This is a genomic window from Stenotrophomonas sp. BIGb0135 (genome assembly GCF_024810105.1).
Classification (GTDB): Bacteria; Pseudomonadota; Gammaproteobacteria; order Xanthomonadales; family Xanthomonadaceae; genus Stenotrophomonas; species Stenotrophomonas maltophilia_AB.
The window spans coordinates 520,589-541,838 of the sequence record NZ_JANUDX010000003.1 but is presented as its reverse complement, the minus strand read 5'-3'; the positions used below and the strand labels follow the sequence as shown (position 1 = coordinate 541,838).

Genomic DNA, 21,250 nt, shown 5'->3' with positions numbered 1-21,250 from the left:
TGAAACAGAGGTCACAGTGCGAATTCTTGTAATTGAAGACAACAGCGACATCGCCGCCAACCTGGGCGATTACCTCGAAGACCGCGGACACACGGTGGACTTCGCCGCCGACGGCGTGACCGGCCTGCACCTTGCCGTGGTGCACGAATTCGATGCGATCGTGCTGGACCTCAACCTGCCCGGCATGGACGGCATCGAAGTCTGCCGCAAGCTGCGCAACGAAGCGCGCAAGCAGACCCCGGTGTTGATGCTTACCGCGCGCGATTCGCTGGACAACAAGCTGGCCGGCTTCGATTCCGGTGCCGATGACTACCTGATCAAGCCGTTCGCGCTGCAGGAAGTGGAAGTACGCCTGAACGCGCTGTCGCGCCGGGGCAAGGGCGTGCAGACCCGCGTGCTGGAAACCGGCGATCTGGAATACAACCTGGACACGCTGGAAGTGCGCCGCCAGGGCAAGCTGCTGCAGCTCAACCCGACCGCGCTGAAGATCCTGCAGGCCCTGATGGAAGCCGCTCCTGCGGTGGTGACCCGCCAGGAGCTGGAAACCCGCGTGTGGGGCGAAGAACTGCCCGATTCGGATTCGCTGCGCGTGCACATCCACGGCCTGCGTGCGGTGGTGGACAAGCCGTTCGAAGTGCCGCTGATCCAGACCCGCCATGGCATCGGATACCGCATCGCCGCGCCGGAAGCCTGATCCGGTGACGGCCAAGGGGGAGCGTCGCCGCGCGCCATATCGGCGCCGGCTGCGCAGCCGCATCATCGTGTCATTTGCGCTGTTGGGCTTCTGCCTGACGGCGCTGTTTGCGTTTGCCACCAATTGGACCCGCGCGCGGGTGGAAAACCAACTGGTGGAAGATGTGATGAACCGCAATATCGACGAATACGCGATGCGGTTCCAGCTCGACCCCAGCCGCAGCCCGGATCTGCCGTTCCAGCAGATCCGCGCCTTCGCCTATTCCAAAGACAAATTCGACCGCGTGCGCGAAGAGCGCCCGGAATGGGCGGCCTACGCACCTGGCAATTACAGCGTCAGCGGGGTCGATGAGGAGAACAAGCCGTTCTCCTACAAGCTGGCAGTGCGCAAGACCCCGGAGGCCTGGTTCTTCCTGGCCTATGACATGACCGAAAGCGTGCGCGGGGAGGCCCAGCTCAATCGTGCGCTGTTGATCTCCGTACTTGTCTTCAGCCTGCTGTCCCTGGTGCTGGGCTGGTGGTCGGCGTCCAAAGTGATGAAGCCGGTCTCGGACCTGGCCGCGCGCCTGCGTGCCTACCGTGGTGGCACCAGCGAGCCGGAGCCGCTGGCCCCGCGTTTCCCGGATGACGAAGTGGGCCAGCTGGCCCAGGCCCTGGATGATTATTCTTCGCGGCTGACCGAAGTGGTGCAGCGCGATCGCGAGTTCAACGCCGACGTCAGCCATGAGTTGCGCACCCCGTTGGCGGTGATCCGCGGGGCAACCGAGCTGCTGCTGGCCCGGCCGGGCCTGGACGAGAAGGTGCTGCAACGCCTGCAGCGCATCCAGCGCGCCGAACAGCAGTGCACCGACCTGATCGGCTCGCTGTTGCTGCTGTCGCGCAACGAGCGCGGGCAGGGCAGCAGCAACGTGGCGCGGGTGGGCGAGCAACTGCTCGATGCGCACCGCGCCCAGCTCGGTGGCAAGCCGCTCGAGCTGGTGCTGGAGGGCGACCGCGACCTGGTCATCGATGCGCCGGAATCGGCCCTGTCGGTGGCGTTGGGCAACCTGATCGGCAACGCGGTGAAGTATTCGCAGGAAGGCTCAGTGCGCGTGCGCATCACCGGCAACCGGGTCGATGTCATTGACAGTGGCCCGGGCCTGAGTGCGGAAGATGCGGCCAAGCTGTTCCAGCGCGGCTATCGCGGCACCCACGCCGGGCATTCGCAGGGCGGCGGCATTGGCCTGTCGATCGTCAGCCGGCTGTGCGACCTGTACGGCTGGCAGGTGAGCGTGCGCCCGGGCGACCAGCGCGGCGTGGTGGCTACGCTGACGTTTGCGCCCGCATAGCGCCACGCCGCGCCACGCGCGGCTGCCGTTCGAGCCCATCCAGCTGCCGTGCAGCCACCGATGGGGTGGCGCTACGGTTTGGCGGCTGCTGCCAGGGCGCGATAGCGGCGGTCGAGTTGCTCGACCTTGGCCTGCAGGTGGTCCGGGTCGCCGTCGTTGACCACGACGTCATCGGCCAGCGCCAGGCGTGCCTCGCGGCTGGCCTGGGCGGCGATCATGCGGTCGGCCAGCGCGGCGCTGATCCCGTCGCGCCGCAGCAGGCGGGCGTGCTGGACCGCCACCGGGACATCCACCACCAGAATGCGGTCCAGCCAGGGGTACTGTTGGCGGCCGCCGGCTTCGGTGAGCAGTGGGATGGCGGCGATCGCGTACGGCCCGTCGGCCTGCTCGCAGGTCTCGCGCAGCAGCGTGCGGATGGCGGGGTGGGTGATGGCTTCCAGCGCCTGGCGCTCCCGTGCCGAGGCGAAGATGCGCTCGCGCAGGGCGGCCCGGTCAAGCTGGCCGTCGGCCAGCAGGATGCCCGGGCCGAAATGCGCCGCGATCCGGGCCAGGCCTTCGCTGCCGGGGGCGACCACCGCACGCGCTGCGACGTCAGCATCGGCGACGGTAATGCCCAGGGCGTCGAACCGCCGGCTCAGTTCGCTTTTGCCGGCGGCGATGCCGCCGGTCAACCCGATGAGGTAGCGCGCCATCGGCCGGCCCTCAACGCAGGCCGGCAAAGCCCATATAGGCGCTGATGATCTGCTCGCCCCACATGAAGACGATCCAGCCGGCAATCGCCAGATAGGGGCCGAACGGGATCGGCGTGGCGCGGTCGCGGCCGCGCGCATACAGCCAGACCGAGCCGATGATCGCGCCGACCACCGAGGACAGCAGGATGATCGGCAGGATGCCCTTGAGCCCGCACCAGGCGCCCAGCGCGGCCAGCAGCTTGAAGTCGCCGTGGCCCATGCCTTCCTTGCCGGTGATCTGCTTGAACAGCCACCACACCGACCATAGCGACAGGTAGCCGGCCAATGCGCCGAGCAGGGCCGGCTTGGCGGGCATGTACAGGTTGTCGCTGGCGGCGATCAGGCCCAGCCACATCAGCGGCAGGGTCAACTGGTCGGGCAGCAGTTGGGTGCGCAGGTCGATCCCGGACAGGGCGACCAGGAAGCAGCTCAGCACGATCGCGCCGAAGCCTTGCCAGCCGAAGCCGAACTGCCAGACGCTGGCCAGCACCAGCAGCGCGGTCAGCAGTTCCACCAGCGGGTACTGGATCGAGATCGGAGCGTGGCAATGGCGGCACTTGCCACGCTGGATCAGCCAGCTGAACAGCGGGATGTTCTCGTACCAGGCCAGCTTGTGCTTGCAGTGCGGGCAGTGCGAGGGCTCGACCACGATCCCCGGCGGCGGCGGCTCGTAGATGTCCGGCTCTTCCAGCACTTCGCGGGCGTCGCGCTTCCACTGCCAGTCCAGCCGCTTGGGCAGGCGCAGGATCACTACATTGAGGAAGCTGCCCAGGAGCAGTCCCAGGCCGGCCGCGGCGGGGTAGCCGAGACCGGGGTGCTGGTCGAGAAATGCCATGTGTGTATCAGACCACCGAAGCGAGTTTGAAGATGGGCAGGTACATGCCGATCACCATGCCGCCGACGATGGTACCAATAACCACCATCACGATCGGTTCCAGCAGGCTGCTCAGCGCGTCCACCGCGTTGTTCACTTCCTGCTCGTAGTACTCGGCCACCTTGAACAGCATGGCGTCCAGCGCGCCGGCCTCTTCGCCGATGCCGGTCATCTGGATGACCATGTGCGGGAACAGGTTGGTCTGCTTCATGGCCATATTGACCGGGTAGCCCACCGACACGTCGTCGCGCATGCGCAGCACGGCTTCCTCATACACCATGTTGCCGGTTGCGCCGGCCACGATGCTCAGGGCCTCCACCAGCGGGACACCCGCCTTGAAGGTCACCGCCGTGGTCCGGGCGAAGCGGGCGATGGCACTGTTGTGCATCAGCTGACCGATCACCGGTACCTTCAGGATCAGCCGGTCCAGCGTGTGCTGCATCGTCGGCGAGCGCTTGTAGGCGGCGAGGAAGCCGAACACGCTGCCGACCAGGACGATCAGGATCGGCAGCCACCAGGACACCATGAACCGGGACAGGTTCACGATCATCTGGGTGAAGGCAGGCAGCTCGGCGCCGAAGCCCTTGAACACGTCCTCGAACTGCGGCACCACCCAGACCAGCAGGATGCCGCTGACCAGCATGGCCACGGCCATGACCATGATCGGGTAGAACAGGGCCTTCTTGATCTTGCCCTTGAGCGCTTCGATGTTCTCTTTGTAGTTGGCCACCGTGTCCAGCACGGTTTCCAGCACACCGGCGCCTTCACCGGCCTTGACCAGGTTGCGGTACAGCTCGTCGAACTGGACCGGGTGCCGGCTGATCGCCTCATACAGCGAGGAGCCGCCCTCGATGTCGGTGCGGATGGTGTCCACCATCTTCTTCATGCGCGGGTTCTTGTGCCCGCTACCGATGATGTCCAGCGCGCCCACGATGGGCACGCCCGACTTCATCATGGTCGCCATCTGGCGGCTGAAGAAGGCGATGTCCTTGGCGCTGATCTTGGCCCCGGCCGCGCCGAACAGCGGCTTGGGCTTGGGCTTGACCACGGTGGGCGTGATGCCCATCCGTCGCAGCTCCGCGCGCAGCAGGTTCATGTTCTTGGCGGGCTGTTCGCCCTTCATCTTCACGCCCCGCTTGTCGGTCCCCTCCCAGACAAACGGCTGCAACTCCATGGTGCTGCGCGCCACGGGCTCTTTCTTGACTGCACTACGGCTGACAGACATACAGGCTCCCCAGCCACGCCATCCCCAGGCGGGCTATCTGCGCCGCATGTTAGCCGGTTCCGGGGCGCTGTGGCATCCCCAGTTCGGGACGAAGCGTGACCGGGATCCGGGACCCCCACGGTCACAAGGTGACGCAACACGTCACATTGCCGGATTGGTCGCAGATTTCCGTGAAGGGGGTTCCAATCCTGAAGATTGCTGCCATCATTGCGCCGGGGAATGCTGGGGAGCATTGCTGATCACGTTGGCACGCAACCTGCTTTGATCCACCCGCACGGGCGCCAGCCTCGCTCACCGGTCCGCCGGCCCAGGCTTCGACCCAGTGTTCATTTTTTTCCTACCTCTAGGGGATGTACTCATGAAGAAGCAGCAGGGCTTTACCCTGATCGAACTGATGATCGTTGTCGCGATCATCGCCATCCTGGCCGCCATCGCACTGCCGGCTTACCAGAACTACGTCGCCAAGTCGCAGGTCACTGCCGGTCTGGCCGACATCCGTGGCGGCGTGACCGCGTTCGAAGAAGGCATCCAGTCGGGCACCAAGACCGGCGCTGCGACCGTCGCCGACCTGGGCCTGGCCTCCAGCACCCCGCGTTGCGGCATTGAGCCGTCGGGCAACTGGGAAGCCACCTCGGGCCAGAAGATCACCTGCACCCTGAAGGGCAACCCGAAGGTTGCTGGCAAGACCATCGAGCTGGAGCGCAATGGCTCGGGCGCGTGGAACTGCACCGCCGCCACCGACCTGGAAGACTACAAGCCGGCTGGCTGCTAATTCCCAGCGCCAGGCGTATTTGAGGGAAGGGGGCGGTTTCGCCCCCTTTTCTTTTGAAGAGCAACCGAACAGCATCCTATGGGGGGACGCCATGCGTGGGGAGCGTGGTTTTACGTTGATCGAGTTGATGATCGTGGTCGCGATCATCGCGATCCTGGCAGCCATCGCGCTGCCGGCTTATCAGAATTACGTGGCCAAGTCGCAGTTGACGGCGGGCCTGGCCGAAGTGACCGGCGGCCGCACCATGTTCGAGTCGCAGGTGCTGGCCAACAACGTCACCACCTTCAATCTGGCCGACATCGGTCTGCCCAGCAGCACCGCGCGTTGCCGGCTGAGCATGTTGTCCACCGATGAGGGGTACATCCGGTGCACGCTGCGCGGCAGTCCGACCGTGGCCAACAAGACCATCGAGATCGCGCGCAGCCAGTCGGGCGAATGGCGCTGCAAGGCCGACGGGTCGCTGGATGCAAAGCTGCTGCCCGCTGGCTGCAGTTGATCGATCGGACGTCGAGGGAGAAAAGCGTTGTTGAAGGGTGAGCACGCGGTGCGTCGTTGGCAACAGTGGGCTGGGTTGTCGCTGATTGGCCTTTTGGTACTGGCCATTTACTGGCCGGGACTCAGCGGAGCGTTCATCTTCGACGACTACAGCACGATCGTGGAAAACTCCCGGTTGCACGTGGCTACGCTGCAGCCGTCCTTGATCTGGCACGCGGCGACCTCCTTCGATCCGGGTGGAACGTTCGGAGCGCGCCCACTGGCCATGGCGACGTTGGCGATGAACCACGCCGTGGGAGGGTTGAACCCCTGGGGTTACAAGCTCGTGGGGTTGCTCATCCACGCGTGCAACACCGCGCTGGTATGGGTGCTGATCAATACGCTGCTCGCCGCGCCGGCAGCCACCGTTGTGCTGAAGGATCGTACCCGGCACGGTGCGGCGTTTGCGGTGGCGTTGCTTTGGGCCATCCATCCCATCCAGGTGTCCAGCGTCCTGTACGTGGTGCAGCGCATGGAGACGCTGGCCGCGACTTTCATGCTCGCGGCAATGATCTGCTACCTGCGCGGGCGTTTGTGCCAGATTCGATCCGGTTCGGGTTGGCCGTGGCTGTTGGCGACGGTCCTGTTGACTCTGATCGGGTTGCTGTCAAAAGAGACCGCCGTACTCGTGCCGGTGTACGCGCTGGCACTGGAGCTGACGGTCCTTCGATTTGCCGCATCCAACCCCTCGGTAGCGAGGAGGTGGCGTGGCCTCTACAGCGTGGCGGTGATCGGCGGTCTTGTCGTCTTCGTCGCGGTGGTGGTGCCCCATTACTGGTCCGATCACTACCTCGCACGCAACTTCGGTACCTGGGAGCGACTGCTGACCCAGCTGCGGGTACTGCCGATGTACCTGCTGCAGATCGTCCTGCCGACGCCAGGCAATCTCACGTTCTATTACGACAACGTCGTGCCCTCGCGCGGCATGTTGCAGCCGGTGTCCACGTTGCTGGGCGGCTTGCTGCTGTTGGGCCTGCTGGCTACCGCGATATGCACCCGTCGGCGCGCACCGTTGGTGGCACTGGGCATCCTGTGGTTTTTCGTATCGCACCTGCTCACCAGCAATGTCATTGCGCTGGAGCTGGCCTTCGAGCACCGGAACTACCTTGCCCTGCTCGGCGTGCTGCTGGTGGCCTGCGACCTGGTCCTTCGCGCACCGGCGGCGGCGCGTCAGCGGGTCTTGCCGGCCGCTGTCCTGGCCATTCTGGTCGGGTCCGCTGGGTTGACCCTCATTCGATCGGCGACGTGGGGCGATCCCCTGCTGCTGGCGACCGAGCTGGTCGTGGAGAATCCGGGGTCGGCGCGCGCCAGTGCGGACCTGGGGGCCATGTATTTCGGGATGTCCGATGGCTATGCGAACTCGCCATTCATTGACATGGCCATCGGTGAGTTCGAACGTGGATCGCAACTTCCCGGCGCATCGATCATCAGTGACCAGGGCTTGATCCTGACGGCGGCACAGAGTGGGCGCGACGTGCCGTCGATCTGGTGGGATCGGCTGGTGTCCAAGGTCCAGACCGGAACGTTGAGCCCGGAGACCACGGGCGCTCTTTTCTCATTGCTGGAAAATCGCTACAAGGGCGTCGCGCTTGATGATCGGCGGCTGGCCGAGGCGTTCCGTGCACTGTTCAAGCGCACTACGCTTCCCCCTTACAGCTATGCCCAGGTGGGCGACTACGCGATGCTGCATGCGCACGACGAAGGGCTGGCCGATGAGATGTTCGTCCAGGCAATCGACAACAGTGTTGCCGATCCCGGGTACGCACGTAAGGTCATCGATGCCCTTAACCGCAAGGGATGGCACCGCCAGGCCGAGCTGGCGCACGCACGGGCGCGCGATCTGGGCCTGCTTGCCGAGCCTGTCGCAGCAGCGCCGGCAGGGGCAAAGTAAACCAAACGGCATTGCTGTCCGGGTTACCGGGGGCGCCGTTGGAGGCACATTGCCAGTAAATCTGCGGTATCGCCTGCCAGCGCCTGCCAGTCGCGTGCCGCTGTCGATGCCGCCTGCCCGTTCGCCGGTGCAGACAGTTGTTGCTGCAGCTTCTGCGCCAGATCGTGCGCGTCCCCGGGTCGATAGCGCTGCGATGGGGCGCCCAGGATCTCGTTGACATCGCCCACCCCGGCGGCAACGACGGGTACGCCACAGGCCAGGGCTTCGCTCAGTTTCAGCGGGAAGCAGTAGCGACCGAAGCTGGAGTCCCGGTTGCAGATGACCGCAACATCCAACGCGTTGACGAGCAGGGGAACTTCCCGCCAGTCCAGGATGCCCAGATCGATGATGCGCGGGTGCCTGTATCGGGAGGGCGTGCCATCGCGCGGTCCTGCGAAGGCCAGGTGGAGGGCAGGATCTGCCTCGGCGAGGAGTTGGAAAGCCTCGAACAGATCTTCGATGCCTCTGTCGGCCTGGATCGCACCGGCACAGCCGATGATCGTCGCGCCAGCAGGAAGTCCGAGCGCACGCCGGCAGTCGCTTCGATCGCGTGCATGGAACACCGCGCTGTTCACGCCGTTACCCACGATGGCGCAGGGTCCCGACGCGGGATAATGCTGTTGGACGTGGCGTGCGAGGGAGTGGCTGACAATGGTCAGTCCGCTCGCCGACCGACAGGCGTCCCGGTAGCGTCGTGAGATGCCCGGAAGGCGGCTCAGCCCGAAATGCTCGTAGTTGTCGTAGAGATCGATCACCACCGGTATGTGCAGGGTACGCCCGATCTCCACCGCCCAGATGGCATGAAGTGCGTCCGAGCTGGCCCAAAGAATATCGGGCTGGCAGTCCGCAATCACGCCAGCCACGGCGCGACGGGCGTGAAAGGGCCCCCACGGCATCGCGTTGGCCGATCGCCAGACCACCCCTGCCGGACTGACATGCCGTTCAAGGTGCGGCCGCGGACGATAGCTGGACGCGAGACCGTGCACGCGATGCCCGAGCCGGGCGAGGCCTTCAGGAATTTCATACAGGCGGCCATACTGATCGGACAGCAGGTCGCGCGCTGAGTATTGGCGTTTGCAGAGGACGAGTATATTCATCGATGCGTTCTGCGCCAGCGGAGCGGTTGGGGTTCTGGGGGTGCCGGGGCCCTGCTGGCCAACTACAGTGTGACACGATCTGGGGAGAGAGAATTTGCGGCCGTTGCTACGACTGAGGGGGCTCGCGAACGCGTTGTCCAGCCAGCGCTTTCATCTTTTCCAGGCCCTGATGCGACGCGTGTTCCGGCGTGCGCATGCCGTCATGCGGGTGGACGATTTCGACGGCAATCTCACCCTCGATCTGGACCTGGCCGAGCATATGCAGCGGCGCATCTTCTGGATGGGCTATTACAACCTGCGCCTGGTCGCCCTGTTGAATCGCCTGCTTGCGCCGGGGATGGTGGTGGTGGATGTCGGGGCGAACATCGGGGAGGTCAGCCTGGTGTGTGCCAACCGGGTCGGCGTCAGCGGGCGCGTCATCGCCTTCGAGCCGGTGAAGGCGATTGCCGACGAGCTGGAGCGCAATATCCAGGTCAACGCCCTGCAGGGCGTGGTCGATCTGCGCCGGCAAGGGTTGGCCGATGTAGCCGGCGAGTTCGATATCTACGACTCCTGCGGACAGCACGACGGGGATGAATCGAACCGGGGGCTGGGCAGCCTGCATGGCGACCCGGGGTCGCACCGGGTGCTGGGTCGGATCCAGGTGGAGACGCTGGATCGGCTGGCGGCCACGCTCGCGCTGCAGCGGCTGGATTTCATGAAGGTCGATGTCGAGGGCGGAGAACTGGCCTGCCTGGCGGGTGCCCTGCAGACCGTCGCGCGCTTCCTTCCGGTGATTGCGGTTGAAGTCCATGAGCGGTCGGCGCAGATGGCGGGGTACCGCGGGCGCGACATCCTCGATCTACTGGCTCCCCTGGGGTATCAGTTTCTTCGCCTCGAGGCACGGGGTCGTCTCGTCCCCATCAGCGCCGACGCGCTGGGTGAGTACCAGGACGTCATCTGCGTGGCCGACCCGGCGACGCGGGCAGCGTTGACCGGCGCATGATTGCACTGCTGCTCAGTCGGGTCGAGGCGGGCGGGCTCGAGCGCGTGCAGTTCAATCTCGCCCGCGCCCTTGCAGATCGCGGGCACGCGGTGCAGATCGTTGCCGGTCGCATGCTGGTTCCGGCCACCAGCGTGGACGAGGTGCACTGCATCGCGCCACGGGGCGCAGGGCAGTTCCTGTGGCGACTGCCTGGCTGGATCAGGCAAAACCGTCCTTCGGTCATAGTGACGACGTCCAACGACGTCGCTGTCTGGCTGCTGTTGCTGCGACGCTGGTTGGGCGCGGATACGGCGGTGGTTGTTACCCAGCATCTGGCCATCTCCGGGCCTCGCTTGGCATCGCGGGGGCTGCGTCGGTTGAAGCTGGCCGGCATACGTTGGGCAATGGCGCGCCTGCTGCCGTCGGCGGACGCGATCGTGGCCGTGTCGGCTGCCGTTGCGGCCGACATGCGCGCCGAGCTTGGCCTGGATGGCGTGCCGATCGAGGTGATCCACAACCCGATCGTCGGGGTTGCCGGCCGTGCGGCCGCCGATCTGCCTTGCCCGGAGGCATGGCCGTTCCCGCACGATGGTTTGCCGGTGCTGGTCTTCGTCGGACGACTGGCGCCGGAGAAGCGGTTGGACCTGCTGTTTGCGGCCTTCCTGCAGAGCAGGGCTGCACGGTCCGTCCGCCTGCTTGTACTGGGTACGGGCCCCATCGCCCGCGAGCTTGAGCAATGGCGCCGGCACGCGGGAGTGGAGCAGGACTGCGTGCTGCTGGGGCAGGTGCACGATGTGCTGCCGTGGATCGCCAACAGCGACGTCCTGGTGCTACCGTCCGACTACGAAGGCTTCGGCAACGTCTTGGTGGAGGCCATGCAGTGCGCGACGCAGATCGTGGCGACGGATTGCCCCAGCGGCCCGGCCGAGATACTCGATCACGGTCGATTCGGGCAATTGGTGCCAGTGGGCGACGCGCCTGCATTGGCGGTGGCACTCCAGCGCAGTCTGGACGGTTCCTTCCGGGTGGAGCGGAACGTGTTGCTTGCGCGTGCAGCGGAGTTCTCCATCGATCGTGCCGTGGATGCCTACACGCGAGTGTTCACCGCGGTGCAGTCACGCGCGGTGCCGCCTTCCCGGCGCTGAGCCACAACGTGGCCCACGCTGCCGAGGCCATGCCGATCTCCGCGCAGATCACCATCCAGATTGCTCCGGTCAAGCCGTAGCGCGGAATCAGCCATGCACTCAGGAGTGCCATCGCCAGCAGGCCCATGGCCTCGATCAGTGTCTTGCGCAGCTTGAAGCCGCGTCCCACCAGAACGTTGCACCCGATCTGGCGCAGGCTGTAGCCCAGCACGAACAATCCCATCCAGCGCAGGTCGGGCACGGCAGCGGCAAAGTCCGGTCCGAGCACGTGCGGCAGGAGAGCAGCTCCCCACCACAGCAGCGCTGCGACGATTCCGGTGTAGGCCGCCGCGGCGGCGGTCATGGCCAGCACCAGGCGTCGATGGCGTTCCGGATCCTGGTTTGCACGGAACAACCGTGGCATCGCCGACATCACCATCGCGTCCAGCGGCATGGCGGCGACCGCTGCGATCCGGTAGCAGGCGGCGTACAGGCCGGCCGTAGTGTCGCCACCGGCGCGCAGCACCAGCGATTTGTCGAAGGTCGTTACTGCGGTCGTCGAGGTCCAACTGGCCGCGTGGCCGGCACCATGCCGGAGGTCGCCAGGCTGCATCTGCCAGCGTTGCGGGCGTGGGGCGAGCAGGCGTTTCACCGCCAGCAGCGCGAAGGCGGCTCCGCCCAGCGATGCCAGCAGGTGCAGGAACAGGTAATGGTCGAGGCTATGCGCGATCGGCAGCACGCTGAACGCCACGATCGCGATCAGGCGCAGCAATGCACTCGCGGCCGGTAGCGCGGCGGCCCAGCCCATGCGTTCATGGGCTGCAAACGCGAAGGCGGCGTTGGTGACGTAGGGGAAGGCCAGGATTTCCGATGCAGCGATGAGGCTGATGCCAGTCAGGGAGATCGACGCGCTGCCCAGCACCGCAGGGAACAACAGCAACGCCAGCGGCAGCGATGTGAATGCACACAGCATCCAGGTCTGTTTCCAATACGGCGAAAACCGCGAAGCATCCGACGCGCTGTATTGATACATCAACATGCCGCTGCCGAGGCCGACCAATCCTGCCAATGCCGATGCGGTGCCGGCAATGCCGGAAAAGATGCCGTAGTCCTGAGCACCCAGCCCGCGGGCGGCCACCACGATCCACGCCGCCAGGCAGACCAGGCGGACCCCTTGCCACACCATCACCTGCAGCGATGTGCGGGCCAACGAGCCAATGGGCAGGCGCCACTTCATCGGGTGTCCGAGGTCTGCGGCCTGCGTTCGGCCACCATCAGCGCCTCCAGCCGGGCCGAGTACCCTGCAGCCACCGCGGCATGATCAAAGCGCCGCAGCAACGAGGGTCGCAACTGCTGCACCCAGGCGTGTGCCGCCGATGGGTCGTCGAGCAAGGCGTTGATCTGTGCCGCCAGCGAGTCGGCATCACCGGGCTCGGCCAGGTACGGCGGCCACGGGCCGTCCTGCAACTCGCGAATGGCGGGCAGCCGGGTGGTCACCACCGGGCAACCGCAACCGAGCGCCTCGACCATCACCAGCCCCAGGCCTTCCTGATCCCCCGAGCGCGCCTGCACGAAGGGGGTGATCAACATACTGCTGCGCCGATACAGATCGGGCAGCGCGTCCTGCGAGAGAGCGCCAAGGAAACGCACGTGCGCCTGCAGTCCGAGCCTCTCGACCTGTTGCTGGCACGCCACCAGCTCCGGGCCGAAGCCGGCAATGCTGAGCGTGGCGTGGGGATGGCGTTCAAGCACGCGCGGCAGCGCGTCCAGCAGGTGGGTCAGTCCCTTCTTTTCCACCAGGCGCCCGACAAAGAGCAACTGGTGGTCCGCGCGCTGCGTCCGCGCATCGGGCGTGAAGCGATGCTGCAGGTCGACCCCCATGGGGGCGACAGCCAGCGACGCCGGGTCTGCGCCGAGCGCCAGCATCGGCTCGCGCATGGCGTTGCTGACCACCGAGCTGGCCTGCATCCGGCGCATGGCCAGTCGTTTCAGCCCCATGGGCAGCCGACCACGCAGGGCGAACAGGTCGGCACCGTGGGACGTCACCAGGGTCGGCGGCGTGCGGGTGCCAACCGTCTGCAACAGCGCCACCATCAAGGCCTGGGGAAGGATCCAGTGCGCGTGGATCACATCCGGTCGCAGCGTGCGGAGCAGCTGGCGCAGGGACCACAGATGACCCAGCAGGAAGCCGGGCAACAACAGCGCGGTCCATGGACGATGGCGCAGGTTGCCGACGATGCCTCCGTCGTTGACCAGGCGCTCCCAGCGGGCCGGCGCATAGCGGTAGCGGATGACATCCACCCCGTCCATGCGCTCGCGCGGCAGTGCGCCACTGGCATGCGGGCATAGCACGGTGACCTCGAAACGGGCGGCCAGGTGCCGGCTCAACTCATGCACAAAGCCTGGTTCGGGGTCGCCGTGCCAGCGCGGATAGGTCGAGGCCAGCACCAGCAGGCGGGGGCGAGGCTTGGCTGCATCGGCGGCAACCGTCCCACTCACTCCGCGTCCCGCCCGTCCCGCGCTGCCAGATAGGTCAGCCCGGTGATCTGCTCGGAGATCAGCCCGATCAGGAAGATGATCACCGAGGCGCTGAACAGCAGGGTGCTCATGTTGGTGAAGCGGTGCATGGTGGCGAAGGTGTAGCCGTAATAGCCCAGGCCGAGCAGGAAGAAGCCCACCGCGATCGGCGCGAACAGCTTCAGCGGCGAGTACAGGGTGGCGATCTTGAAGATGATCAGCAGGAAGCGGATGCCGTCCTTGATCGGACGGATGTGGCTGCCGTTGCCCACGCGCCTGGCGACCGGGATCGGCACGTAGGCGACCGGGTAGGCGCTGCGGAAGAACGCCATGGTGCTGGTGGTGGGGTAGCTGAAGCCGTTCGGCAGCAGGTGCAGGAACTCGCGGAAGCGCCGGGCGCGGGCGGCGCGGAACCCGGAGGTGAGGTCCAGGATCCTGAACCCGGTCATGCGGCTGGCCAGCCAGTTGTAGAAGCGGTTGGCCAGGCCACGGTGGACGCTGGCCTGGCCGCTGCTGTCGCGGGCGCCCACGACCATGTCGTAGCCCTCGGCAAGCTTGCCCAGCAGGGTCTGGATGTGGGCCGGGTCGTGCTGGCCGTCGGCGTCCATGAACACCAGGATCTCGCCGCTGGCGGCGCGGGCGCCGCGCTTGATGGCAGCGCCGTTGCCCATCGAGTACGGGCTGGACAGGACCACGGCGCCATGGCGGCGGCCAATCTCGGCGGTGCTGTCGGTGGAGCCGTCGTCGACCACGATCAGCTCGGCGTGCGGATACAGTTGGCGCAATGCCGGCAAGGTGCGGAGCAGGCCTTCTGCTTCGTTCTTGGCGGGCAGGATGATGCTGATGCTTTTCACGTTGTTTCCCCGGTTTCCCCGCGCCAATGTTACCCCGGCACCCCCGTCGCCGGGGGCCGTCGAACGGGTCGGAACGCAGGATCGGAGCAGGCGCGGGACCCCGTCCCATCCCGCAATGCAGTAATCTTCCGCCTATGACATGGGGAGCCTGCATCCAATGAACGCCGTGGTTACTGCCAATCTCGTCGGGATCACCGGCATCGCCCGCCGCCTGGTCCAGGATGGCGCGCTGGACGAAGCCACCGCGCGCGATGCGATGGCCAAGGCCAGCGCGGCCAAGCAGCCGTTGCCGCAGTACTTCGCCGAGAAGAAGCTGGTCACCGCCGCGCAACTGGCCGCCGCCAACGCGCTGGAGTTCGGCATGCCGCTGCTGGACGTATCGGTGTTCGACAGCGCGCAGAATGCGATCAGCCTGGTCAGCGAGGAGCTGCTGCGCAAGCATCACGTCCTGCCGCTGTTCAGGCGTGGCGGCAAGCTGTTCGTGGGCACCAGCGATCCGACCCATTCGCTGGACGAGATCAAGTTCCACACCAACCTGGTGGTCGAGCCGATCCTGGTCGACGAGGAGCAGATCAAGCGCACCCTGGAGCAGTGGCAGTCCCGGCACGACACCCTGGGCGCGTCGCTGGGCGGCGACGACGAGGGCATGGGCGACCTGGATGTGTCCGGCGGCGATGAAGACGGCGCGTCCGGCGACACCGGCCACGATGCCAAGGGCGACGACACCCCGGTGGTGAAGTTCGTCAACAAGGTGCTGGTCGATGCGATCCGCAAGGGCGCCTCGGACATCCATTTCGAGCCGTACGAAGACGATTACCGGGTGCGTTTCCGCATCGACGGCCTGCTCAAGAACGTGGCCAAGGCCCCGGTCAAGCTCAACCAGCGCATCGCCGCGCGCCTGAAGGTGATGTCGCAGCTGGACATCGCCGAAAAGCGGGTGCCGCAGGATGGGCGCATCAAGCTCAACCTGTCCAAGACCAAGCAGATCGACTTCCGCGTCAGTACCTTGCCGACCCTGTTCGGCGAAAAGATCGTGCTGCGTATCCTGGACGGCAGCGCGGCCAAGCTGGGCATCGACAAGCTGGGTTACGAGACCGAGCAGCAGCGGCTGTTCCTGGACGCCATCCACAAGCCGTACGGCATGGTGCTGGTGACCGGGCCGACCGGTTCGGGCAAGACCGTGTCGCTGTATACCGCGCTGGGCATCCTCAACGATGAAACGCGCAACATCTCCACCGCCGAGGATCCGGTGGAAATCCGCCTGCCCGGCGTCAACCAGGTGCAGCAGAACGTCAAGCGCGGCATGACGTTCGCCGCGGCGTTGCGCTCTTTCCTGCGACAGGACCCGGACATCATCATGGTCGGCGAAATCCGCGACCTGGAGACGGCGGAAATCGCGATCAAGGCGGCCCAGACCGGCCACATGGTGCTGTCCACGCTGCATACCAACGATGCGCCGCAGACCATCGCGCGCCTGATGAACATGGGCATCGCCCCGTTCAACATCACCAGCTCGGTGACCCTGGTGATCGCCCAGCGCCTGGCGCGCCGGCTGTGCAGCAACTGCAAGCGTTCGATCGACCTGCCCGCCAACGCCCTGCTGGCCGAGGGCTTCACCCAGGCGCAGATCGACGCGGGCATCCGGCTGTATGAGCCGGTGGGCTGCGAGGAATGCACCGAGGGTTACAAGGGCCGTACCGGTATCTACCAGGTGATGCCGATGAGCGAGGAAATTTCGGTGATCGTGCTGGCGGGCGGCAATGCCATCCAGATCGCCGAAGCCGCGCAGCGGGCCGGCGTGCCCGACCTGCGCCAGTCGGCGCTGATCAAGGCCGCCGCCGGTACCACCAGCCTGGCCGAGATCAACCGCGTCACCAAGGATTGAGCGACGGCGCTGCTTGAACGGACAAGGCCCGCGGATGCGGGCCTTGTCGTTCTGGTTCCTGGTGCAGCCCTGCAGGGCGTGGCGCTGGCGGAAAGGGTGACCCCTCAATCCATCCCGAGCTTTTTCAGCTTGTAGCGCAGCGCCCGGAACGTAATCCCCAGCTGCGCTGCTGTCCGCGTCTTGTTCCAGCGGTTCTCCTCCAGGGCCTTCTGGATCGCGGTGCGCTCCATCTGCTCGATATAGGAGGGCAGGGCACCGTTGCCCGCCGGCAGGTCGACCACCGCTTCTTCCTGCACGGCGGCGGCACCGCCGTGGCGCGCGCTGCCCGGCTGCGGCAGGCGCAGGTCGCTGGCGCCGATGCTGTCCGCCTCGGCCAGGGCCAGGGCGCGCTCGAGGATGTTCTCCAGCTCGCGCACGTTGCCCGGGAAGTGGTACTGGGCCAGGGCATCCAGCGCCGAGGGCGCCAGCAGCGGGGTGGCGCGTTCGTGGGTGCGGGCCAGCCGCGCCAGGATCGATGCGGCCAGCTGCGGCAGGTCGCTGCGGCGTTCGCGCAGGGGTGGCACGCGCAGTTCGATCACATTGATGCGGTAGTAAAGGTCGTGGCGGAAACGGCCGTCCTCGACCAACTCGCCCAGGTCCTTGTGCGTGGCCGAGAGGATGCGGACGTCGACCGGCACCTCGGTGGCCGAGCCGACCGGACGGATCGATTTTTCCTGGATCGCCCGCAGCAGCTTCACCTGCATCTGCAGGGGCAGTTCGGCGACCTCGTCCAGGAACAGGGTGCCGCCGTGCGCGGCCTGGAACAGGCCGGGCTTGTCGGCGTGGGCGCCGCTGAAGCTGCCCTTCTTGTGCCCGAAGAACTCGCTTTCCATCAATTCGGACGGAATCGCACCGCAGTTGACCGGCACGAACGGGCCGGCGGTACGCGCGCTCTGCGCATGGATGGTGCGTGCGACCAGCTCCTTGCCAACGCCGGATTCCCCGAGGATGTAGACCGGGGCCTGGCTGCGCGAGACCTTGGCGATCGTGCTGCGCAGGCCATCCATCGCCGGCGAGTCCCCGAGCAGGCGCGCGGCCTGCTCGCTCGCCAAGGCGGGCGGGACCACCCGTTCGCTGTTGTTGAGCTCCAGGGCGTGCTTGACCAGCCCGCGCAGCACGGCGATGTCGACCGGCTTGCTGACGAAATCGAAGGCGCCGGCCTTCAGCGCCTCCACGGCCAGGTCCATGCTGCCGAAGGCGGTGATCATCGCCACCGGCGTGCGTGGGTAGTGCTGGGCGATCTCGGTGACCAGCTCGATGCCGTTGCCGTCGGGCAGTCGCATGTCGGTGATGCACAGGTCGTACGGGTTGCTGGCCAGCAGCTCGCGGGCTTCGGCGAGATTGGCTGCGGTGCTGATGCGCAGGCCCATGCGGCCCAGGGTCAGTACCAGCAGTTCGCGGATGTCACGTTCGTCGTCGACGACGAGGGCGCTGCGGTTTTCGTTCATATGGGGGAAAGATAGCCGAGGGCGGTTGAATCCGACAAATGTTTGACGGTGGGCGATGGGGGCGTGCCCCGGTTCATTGCGGCAGCATCGTATGCGGGCCGGACAGGACCAGCCGGAAGCAGGCGCCGCCGGCGGGCACCGACACGTACTCCAGGTTGGCCTGGTTGGCCCGGCACAGCTCGCGGGCGATATACAGGCCCAGCCCGGTGCCGTGCTCGGAGGTGGTGAAGAACGGGCGGAACAGCTGGCTGGCAACCGTCTCGGGGATGCCAGGCCCCCGGTCCATGACGTCGATGACCGCAGCGCGCTCCTGGCGCGCCACGCGCAGCCGCACCCGCGCCGGTTCCTGCCCGATCCGGCCGTACTTGAGTGCGTTGTGCACCAGCACGGTGAGGATCTGGTGGAGGTGGCGCGGGTCGATCAGGGCATGCACCGAGGTCTCGGTGATGATCGGCTCGACGCTGTCGGTTTCCAGGCTCAGGCCCTGCTTGTACTCCAGCACGAAGCGCCGCACGAAGGCCGCCAGGTCCAGGTTCTCCGGGTTGGCGCGCTCGCGCCGGGCCAGGCCGAGCACGCTTTCGACGATGCCGTTGGTGCGCTGGCACTGCTGGTGGATGATCTGCAGCAGGCGGCGGTCGGTATCGCCGATGCCGGTGGATTCCTCCAGCAACTGGGCGGCGTAGTTGATCGCCGCCAGCGGGTTGCGGATCTCGTGGGCCAGGCTGGCCGAAAAGCGTCCCATCGCCGACAGGGTCAACGATTCGGCGCGCCGCGAGACCACGCTGGAGTCGTCCAGGAACACCAGGGTCAGGTCGCTGCCGGCCAGCAGGCGGGCGAACCGGGGCTGCACTTCGGGCTGGTCGGGGGACAGCTGCAGCGGGGTTTCCTCGTTGGTCCAGCCATTGCGCCAGCGCTGCAGGCGCCGGCTCAGGTCCGGGGCGGCACTGCCCAGTTCCAGCTGCCCGCTGCCGCCGTTGCCCTCGCCATCGCCGATCAGGGTGGAGGCTGCCTCGTTGGCCAGGGTGATGCGGTTGGCACCATCGACCACCAGCACCCCGGTGCGCATGCGCCGGATGATCAGTTCGTTGATCTCGAACAGGTTGGCGACCTCGTCGCCGCGCTGGTTGGCCAGTTGCTGGTTGCGACGGGCGCGGTTGCCGACCTGGTAGCTGACGAAGGCCAGGGCCAGGTAGCTGGTGATGAACATGGCCAATTCGGCCAGGGTGCGGGTGGGGTCGCCGCCCTCGACCAGCTTCCACACGTATTCCCCGGCGGTGGCCGCGCTGGCAGTGAGGGCGATGCCCATGCCGAGCGTCAGCGGCAGCAGGGTGGCGGCAGCGGCGACGTTGAACAGCAGCGACATCGAGATGCCCGCGCTGGCGCCGGGCAGGGCATGCGCCAGCAGGGTGGCGGCGATGATGTCCACGGCCACGCCACCGACCACGATCGGGCGCAGCCAGCGTTCGTTGCGGCCCACGGCCAGGATCAGCAGCGACAGCACCAGATAGGCGCCGCTGACCCAGGCGGCCAGGCGTGGGTGGTCGGCGGCACCGACCAGTGCGCTCAGCGGGCTGAACAGCAGGGCGGCGATCACCGCGGCGATCAGTACCCGGTAGAGGGCGAAAAAGTACAGCTCCCGCCTCGGTATCGATTCGATGCGGTCGATCAATGAAGCACTGGGTGACACGCCGGAACTCCCCTTCTGGCTGCCCTGGTGGAGGCGGGCCATGCTCGGCTGCCTTCAACGGCCCGGGCCCGCTCCGTTGAAGGTCCAGTATAGGCAAGCCGCACTGCCGACGGGGCGGCCGGAAGGCCGGGCATCGCGCATTTGACCCGCCACCCGGCCAGTGGCCCACCCAGGCCGGTGCCGCAACTGCCTGAATGACCGCGAAAAACCGCCGGGTGCCGGGCGGGGCGTCGCACGTCTTTGCGCCTGCGCGCCGGCTCGTCCACAATAGTGGGCCCGCCGCGGTCCGTACCGGCGCCCCGTGAGGGAGCCCTGGAGATGCGTGCGGTCGTTCCTATTCCCACGGTGACGCATGAATTTCCACGAATACCAGTCAAAACAACTGCTTGCCGAGTACGGCATTCCCGTTCCGGCCGGCAAGGTCGCGGCGACCCCGGATGAAGCAGTTGCAGCGGCCAACTCCCTGGGCCAGGGCCCCTGGATGGTCAAGGCGCAGATCCACGCGGGCGGCCGCGGCAAGGCTGGCGGCGTCAAGTTCTGCAAGACCACCGACGATGTGAAGGCCGCTGCGGCCAAGATGCTCGGCACCAAGATGGCCACCTACCAGACCGCCGGCGTGGAACTGCCGGTCAACCTGGTGCTGGTGACCACCGCTGGCGAGATCGTCAAGGAACTGTACCTGTCGGTACTGGTCGACCGCGGCACCAAGACCATCACCTACATCGCCTCCTCGGAAGGCGGCGTGGAAATCGAGCAGGTCGCTGCTGAAACCCCGGAGTTGATCCACTCGCTCAACGTCGACTTCGTCGAAGGCGTGCAGGGTTACCACGGCCGTGATTTCGGCTTCAAGCTGGGCCTGACCGCCAAGCAGGCCGGCCAGTTCGCCAGCATCATGGTGAACCTGTACCGCCTGTTCAACGAAAAGGACCTGGCCCTGGTTGAAATCAACCCGCTGGCCATCCTGGACGACGGCAACCTGTACGCGCTGGACGGCAAGTTCGACAGCGACGACAACGCCGCGTTCCGTCAGAAGGCCCTGGTCGCCATGCGCGACAAGACCCAGGAAGACGAAACCGAAGTGACCGCTTCGGAGCTGGACATCAATTACGTCACCATGGACGGCAACATCGGCTGCATGGTCAACGGCGCCGGCCTGGCCATGGCCACCATGGACGTCATCAAGCTCAACGGCGGCGAGCCGGCGAACTTCCTGGACGTGGGCGGCGGTGCCAACAAGCAGCGCGTCATCGAAGCCTTCAAGCTGATCCTGTCCTCGGACAAGGTCGAAGGCATCTTCGTCAACATCTTCGGCGGCATCGTCCGCTGCGACATGATTGCCGAGGGCATCATCGCCGCGGTCAAGGAAGTGGGCGTCAAGGTTCCGGTCGTGGTGCGCCTGGAAGGCACCAACGTGGAAGAAGGCAAGCAGCTGCTGCGCGACAGCGGCATGGCCATCATCCCGGCCGACAACATCAACGACGGTGCCAAGAAGGTCGTCGAAGCTGTCAAGAACGCCGCCTAATTTTCCACGGCATCGGATCGCCGGCA

The 21,250-nt window shown here is 66.2% G+C and carries 18 protein-coding genes; 9 read left to right on the top strand and 9 right to left on the bottom strand.

The features are described 5' to 3' along the window. Positions 1-16 precede the first annotated feature (16 nt). Together M2421_RS10085 and M2421_RS10080 are read left to right on the top strand one after the other, a co-directional pair. Entirely contained in the window at positions 17-694 is a 678-nt protein-coding gene (locus tag M2421_RS10085) for a response regulator transcription factor (RefSeq protein ID WP_017356179.1), read from the top strand. Next, on the top strand, positions 657-2,021 hold the full coding sequence (locus tag M2421_RS10080; protein ID WP_259206435.1) for a HAMP domain-containing sensor histidine kinase: 1,365 nt from the start codon (positions 657-659) through the stop codon (positions 2,019-2,021). Before M2421_RS10085 ends, M2421_RS10080 begins: the two co-directional genes overlap by 38 nt. Positions 2,022-2,092: 71 nt before the next feature. Here M2421_RS10080 and coaE read toward each other — a convergent pair whose 3' ends face one another. From coaE to M2421_RS10065, 3 genes are read right to left on the bottom strand one after another with little or no spacing between them, the layout of a single operon-like run. After that, a complete protein-coding gene (coaE, locus tag M2421_RS10075) occupies positions 2,093-2,713 on the bottom strand; it encodes a dephospho-CoA kinase (RefSeq protein ID WP_259206433.1) in 621 nt (206 codons plus the stop codon). 10 nt (positions 2,714-2,723) lie between these two features. After that, positions 2,724-3,587, bottom strand: a complete 864-nt coding sequence (locus M2421_RS10070) for an A24 family peptidase (RefSeq protein ID WP_259206432.1) — start codon at positions 3,585-3,587, stop codon at positions 2,724-2,726. Between the two features lie 7 nt (positions 3,588-3,594). Beyond that, a complete protein-coding gene (locus M2421_RS10065; protein WP_259206431.1) occupies positions 3,595-4,851 on the bottom strand; it encodes a type II secretion system F family protein in 1,257 nt (418 codons plus the stop codon). Positions 4,852-5,209: 358 nt separating this feature from the next. Between M2421_RS10065 and M2421_RS10060 the strand changes: the two genes are divergently transcribed. From M2421_RS10060 to M2421_RS10050, 3 genes are all read left to right on the top strand, one after another. After that, positions 5,210-5,623 (top strand): pilin, encoded by a 414-nt coding sequence (locus M2421_RS10060; protein WP_259206430.1) that lies wholly within the window; start codon positions 5,210-5,212, stop codon positions 5,621-5,623. Between the two features lie 91 nt (positions 5,624-5,714). Beyond that, the gene (locus M2421_RS10055) at positions 5,715-6,119 is read left to right on the top strand and encodes a pilin (protein WP_259206429.1); all 405 of its coding nucleotides are present in this window, start codon (positions 5,715-5,717) and stop codon (positions 6,117-6,119) included. 27 nt (positions 6,120-6,146) lie between these two features. Further along, a complete protein-coding gene (locus M2421_RS10050; protein WP_259206428.1) occupies positions 6,147-8,048 on the top strand; it encodes a hypothetical protein in 1,902 nt (633 codons plus the stop codon). 23 nt (positions 8,049-8,071) lie between these two features. On the opposite strand, the gene M2421_RS10045 is transcribed toward M2421_RS10050, so the two are convergent. Then, positions 8,072-9,184: a glycosyltransferase family 4 protein gene (locus M2421_RS10045; protein ID WP_259206427.1), complete on the bottom strand. Its 1,113-nt coding sequence runs from the start codon at positions 9,182-9,184 to the stop codon at positions 8,072-8,074. Positions 9,185-9,317: 133 nt separating this feature from the next. Here M2421_RS10045 and M2421_RS10040 point away from each other — a divergent pair, with 133 nt between their 5' ends. Then, the gene (locus M2421_RS10040) at positions 9,318-10,169 is read left to right on the top strand and encodes an FkbM family methyltransferase (RefSeq protein ID WP_259206426.1); all 852 of its coding nucleotides are present in this window, start codon (positions 9,318-9,320) and stop codon (positions 10,167-10,169) included. Then, positions 10,166-11,293 (top strand): glycosyltransferase, encoded by a 1,128-nt coding sequence (locus M2421_RS10035; RefSeq protein ID WP_259206424.1) that lies wholly within the window; start codon positions 10,166-10,168, stop codon positions 11,291-11,293. The genes M2421_RS10040 and M2421_RS10035 overlap by 4 nt, the downstream gene beginning before the upstream one ends. Here M2421_RS10035 and M2421_RS10030 read toward each other — a convergent pair. From M2421_RS10030 to M2421_RS10020, 3 genes are read right to left on the bottom strand one after another with little or no spacing between them, the layout of a single operon-like run. Continuing rightward, positions 11,250-12,509, bottom strand: a complete 1,260-nt coding sequence (locus tag M2421_RS10030; protein ID WP_259206422.1) for an oligosaccharide flippase family protein — start codon at positions 12,507-12,509, stop codon at positions 11,250-11,252. The genes M2421_RS10035 and M2421_RS10030 overlap by 44 nt on opposite strands. Then, positions 12,506-13,771 (bottom strand): glycosyltransferase family 4 protein, encoded by a 1,266-nt coding sequence (locus tag M2421_RS10025; protein ID WP_259206421.1) that lies wholly within the window; start codon positions 13,769-13,771, stop codon positions 12,506-12,508. The genes M2421_RS10030 and M2421_RS10025 overlap by 4 nt, the downstream gene beginning before the upstream one ends. After that, positions 13,768-14,643: a glycosyltransferase family 2 protein gene (locus M2421_RS10020; protein ID WP_259206420.1), complete on the bottom strand. Its 876-nt coding sequence runs from the start codon at positions 14,641-14,643 to the stop codon at positions 13,768-13,770. The genes M2421_RS10025 and M2421_RS10020 overlap by 4 nt, the downstream gene beginning before the upstream one ends. Before the next feature lie 157 nt (positions 14,644-14,800). On the opposite strand from M2421_RS10020, the gene pilB reads away from it, so the two are divergent. Then, positions 14,801-16,528, top strand: a complete 1,728-nt coding sequence (gene pilB / locus M2421_RS10015; RefSeq protein ID WP_259206419.1) for a type IV-A pilus assembly ATPase PilB — start codon at positions 14,801-14,803, stop codon at positions 16,526-16,528. Positions 16,529-16,632: 104 nt separating this feature from the next. Here the strand turns inward: pilB and M2421_RS10010 are convergent, their stop codons facing one another. Beyond that, entirely contained in the window at positions 16,633-18,015 is a 1,383-nt protein-coding gene (locus M2421_RS10010; RefSeq protein ID WP_259206418.1) for a sigma-54 dependent transcriptional regulator, read from the bottom strand. A gap of 73 nt (positions 18,016-18,088) precedes the next feature. After that, entirely contained in the window at positions 18,089-19,702 is a 1,614-nt protein-coding gene (locus M2421_RS10005; RefSeq protein ID WP_259206526.1) for a HAMP domain-containing sensor histidine kinase, read from the bottom strand. 352 nt (positions 19,703-20,054) lie between these two features. Between M2421_RS10005 and sucC the strand changes: the two genes are divergently transcribed. Next, on the top strand, positions 20,055-21,224 hold the full coding sequence (gene sucC / locus M2421_RS10000; RefSeq protein WP_259206417.1) for an ADP-forming succinate--CoA ligase subunit beta: 1,170 nt from the start codon (positions 20,055-20,057) through the stop codon (positions 21,222-21,224). The last annotated feature ends 26 nt before the right edge of the window (positions 21,225-21,250 follow it).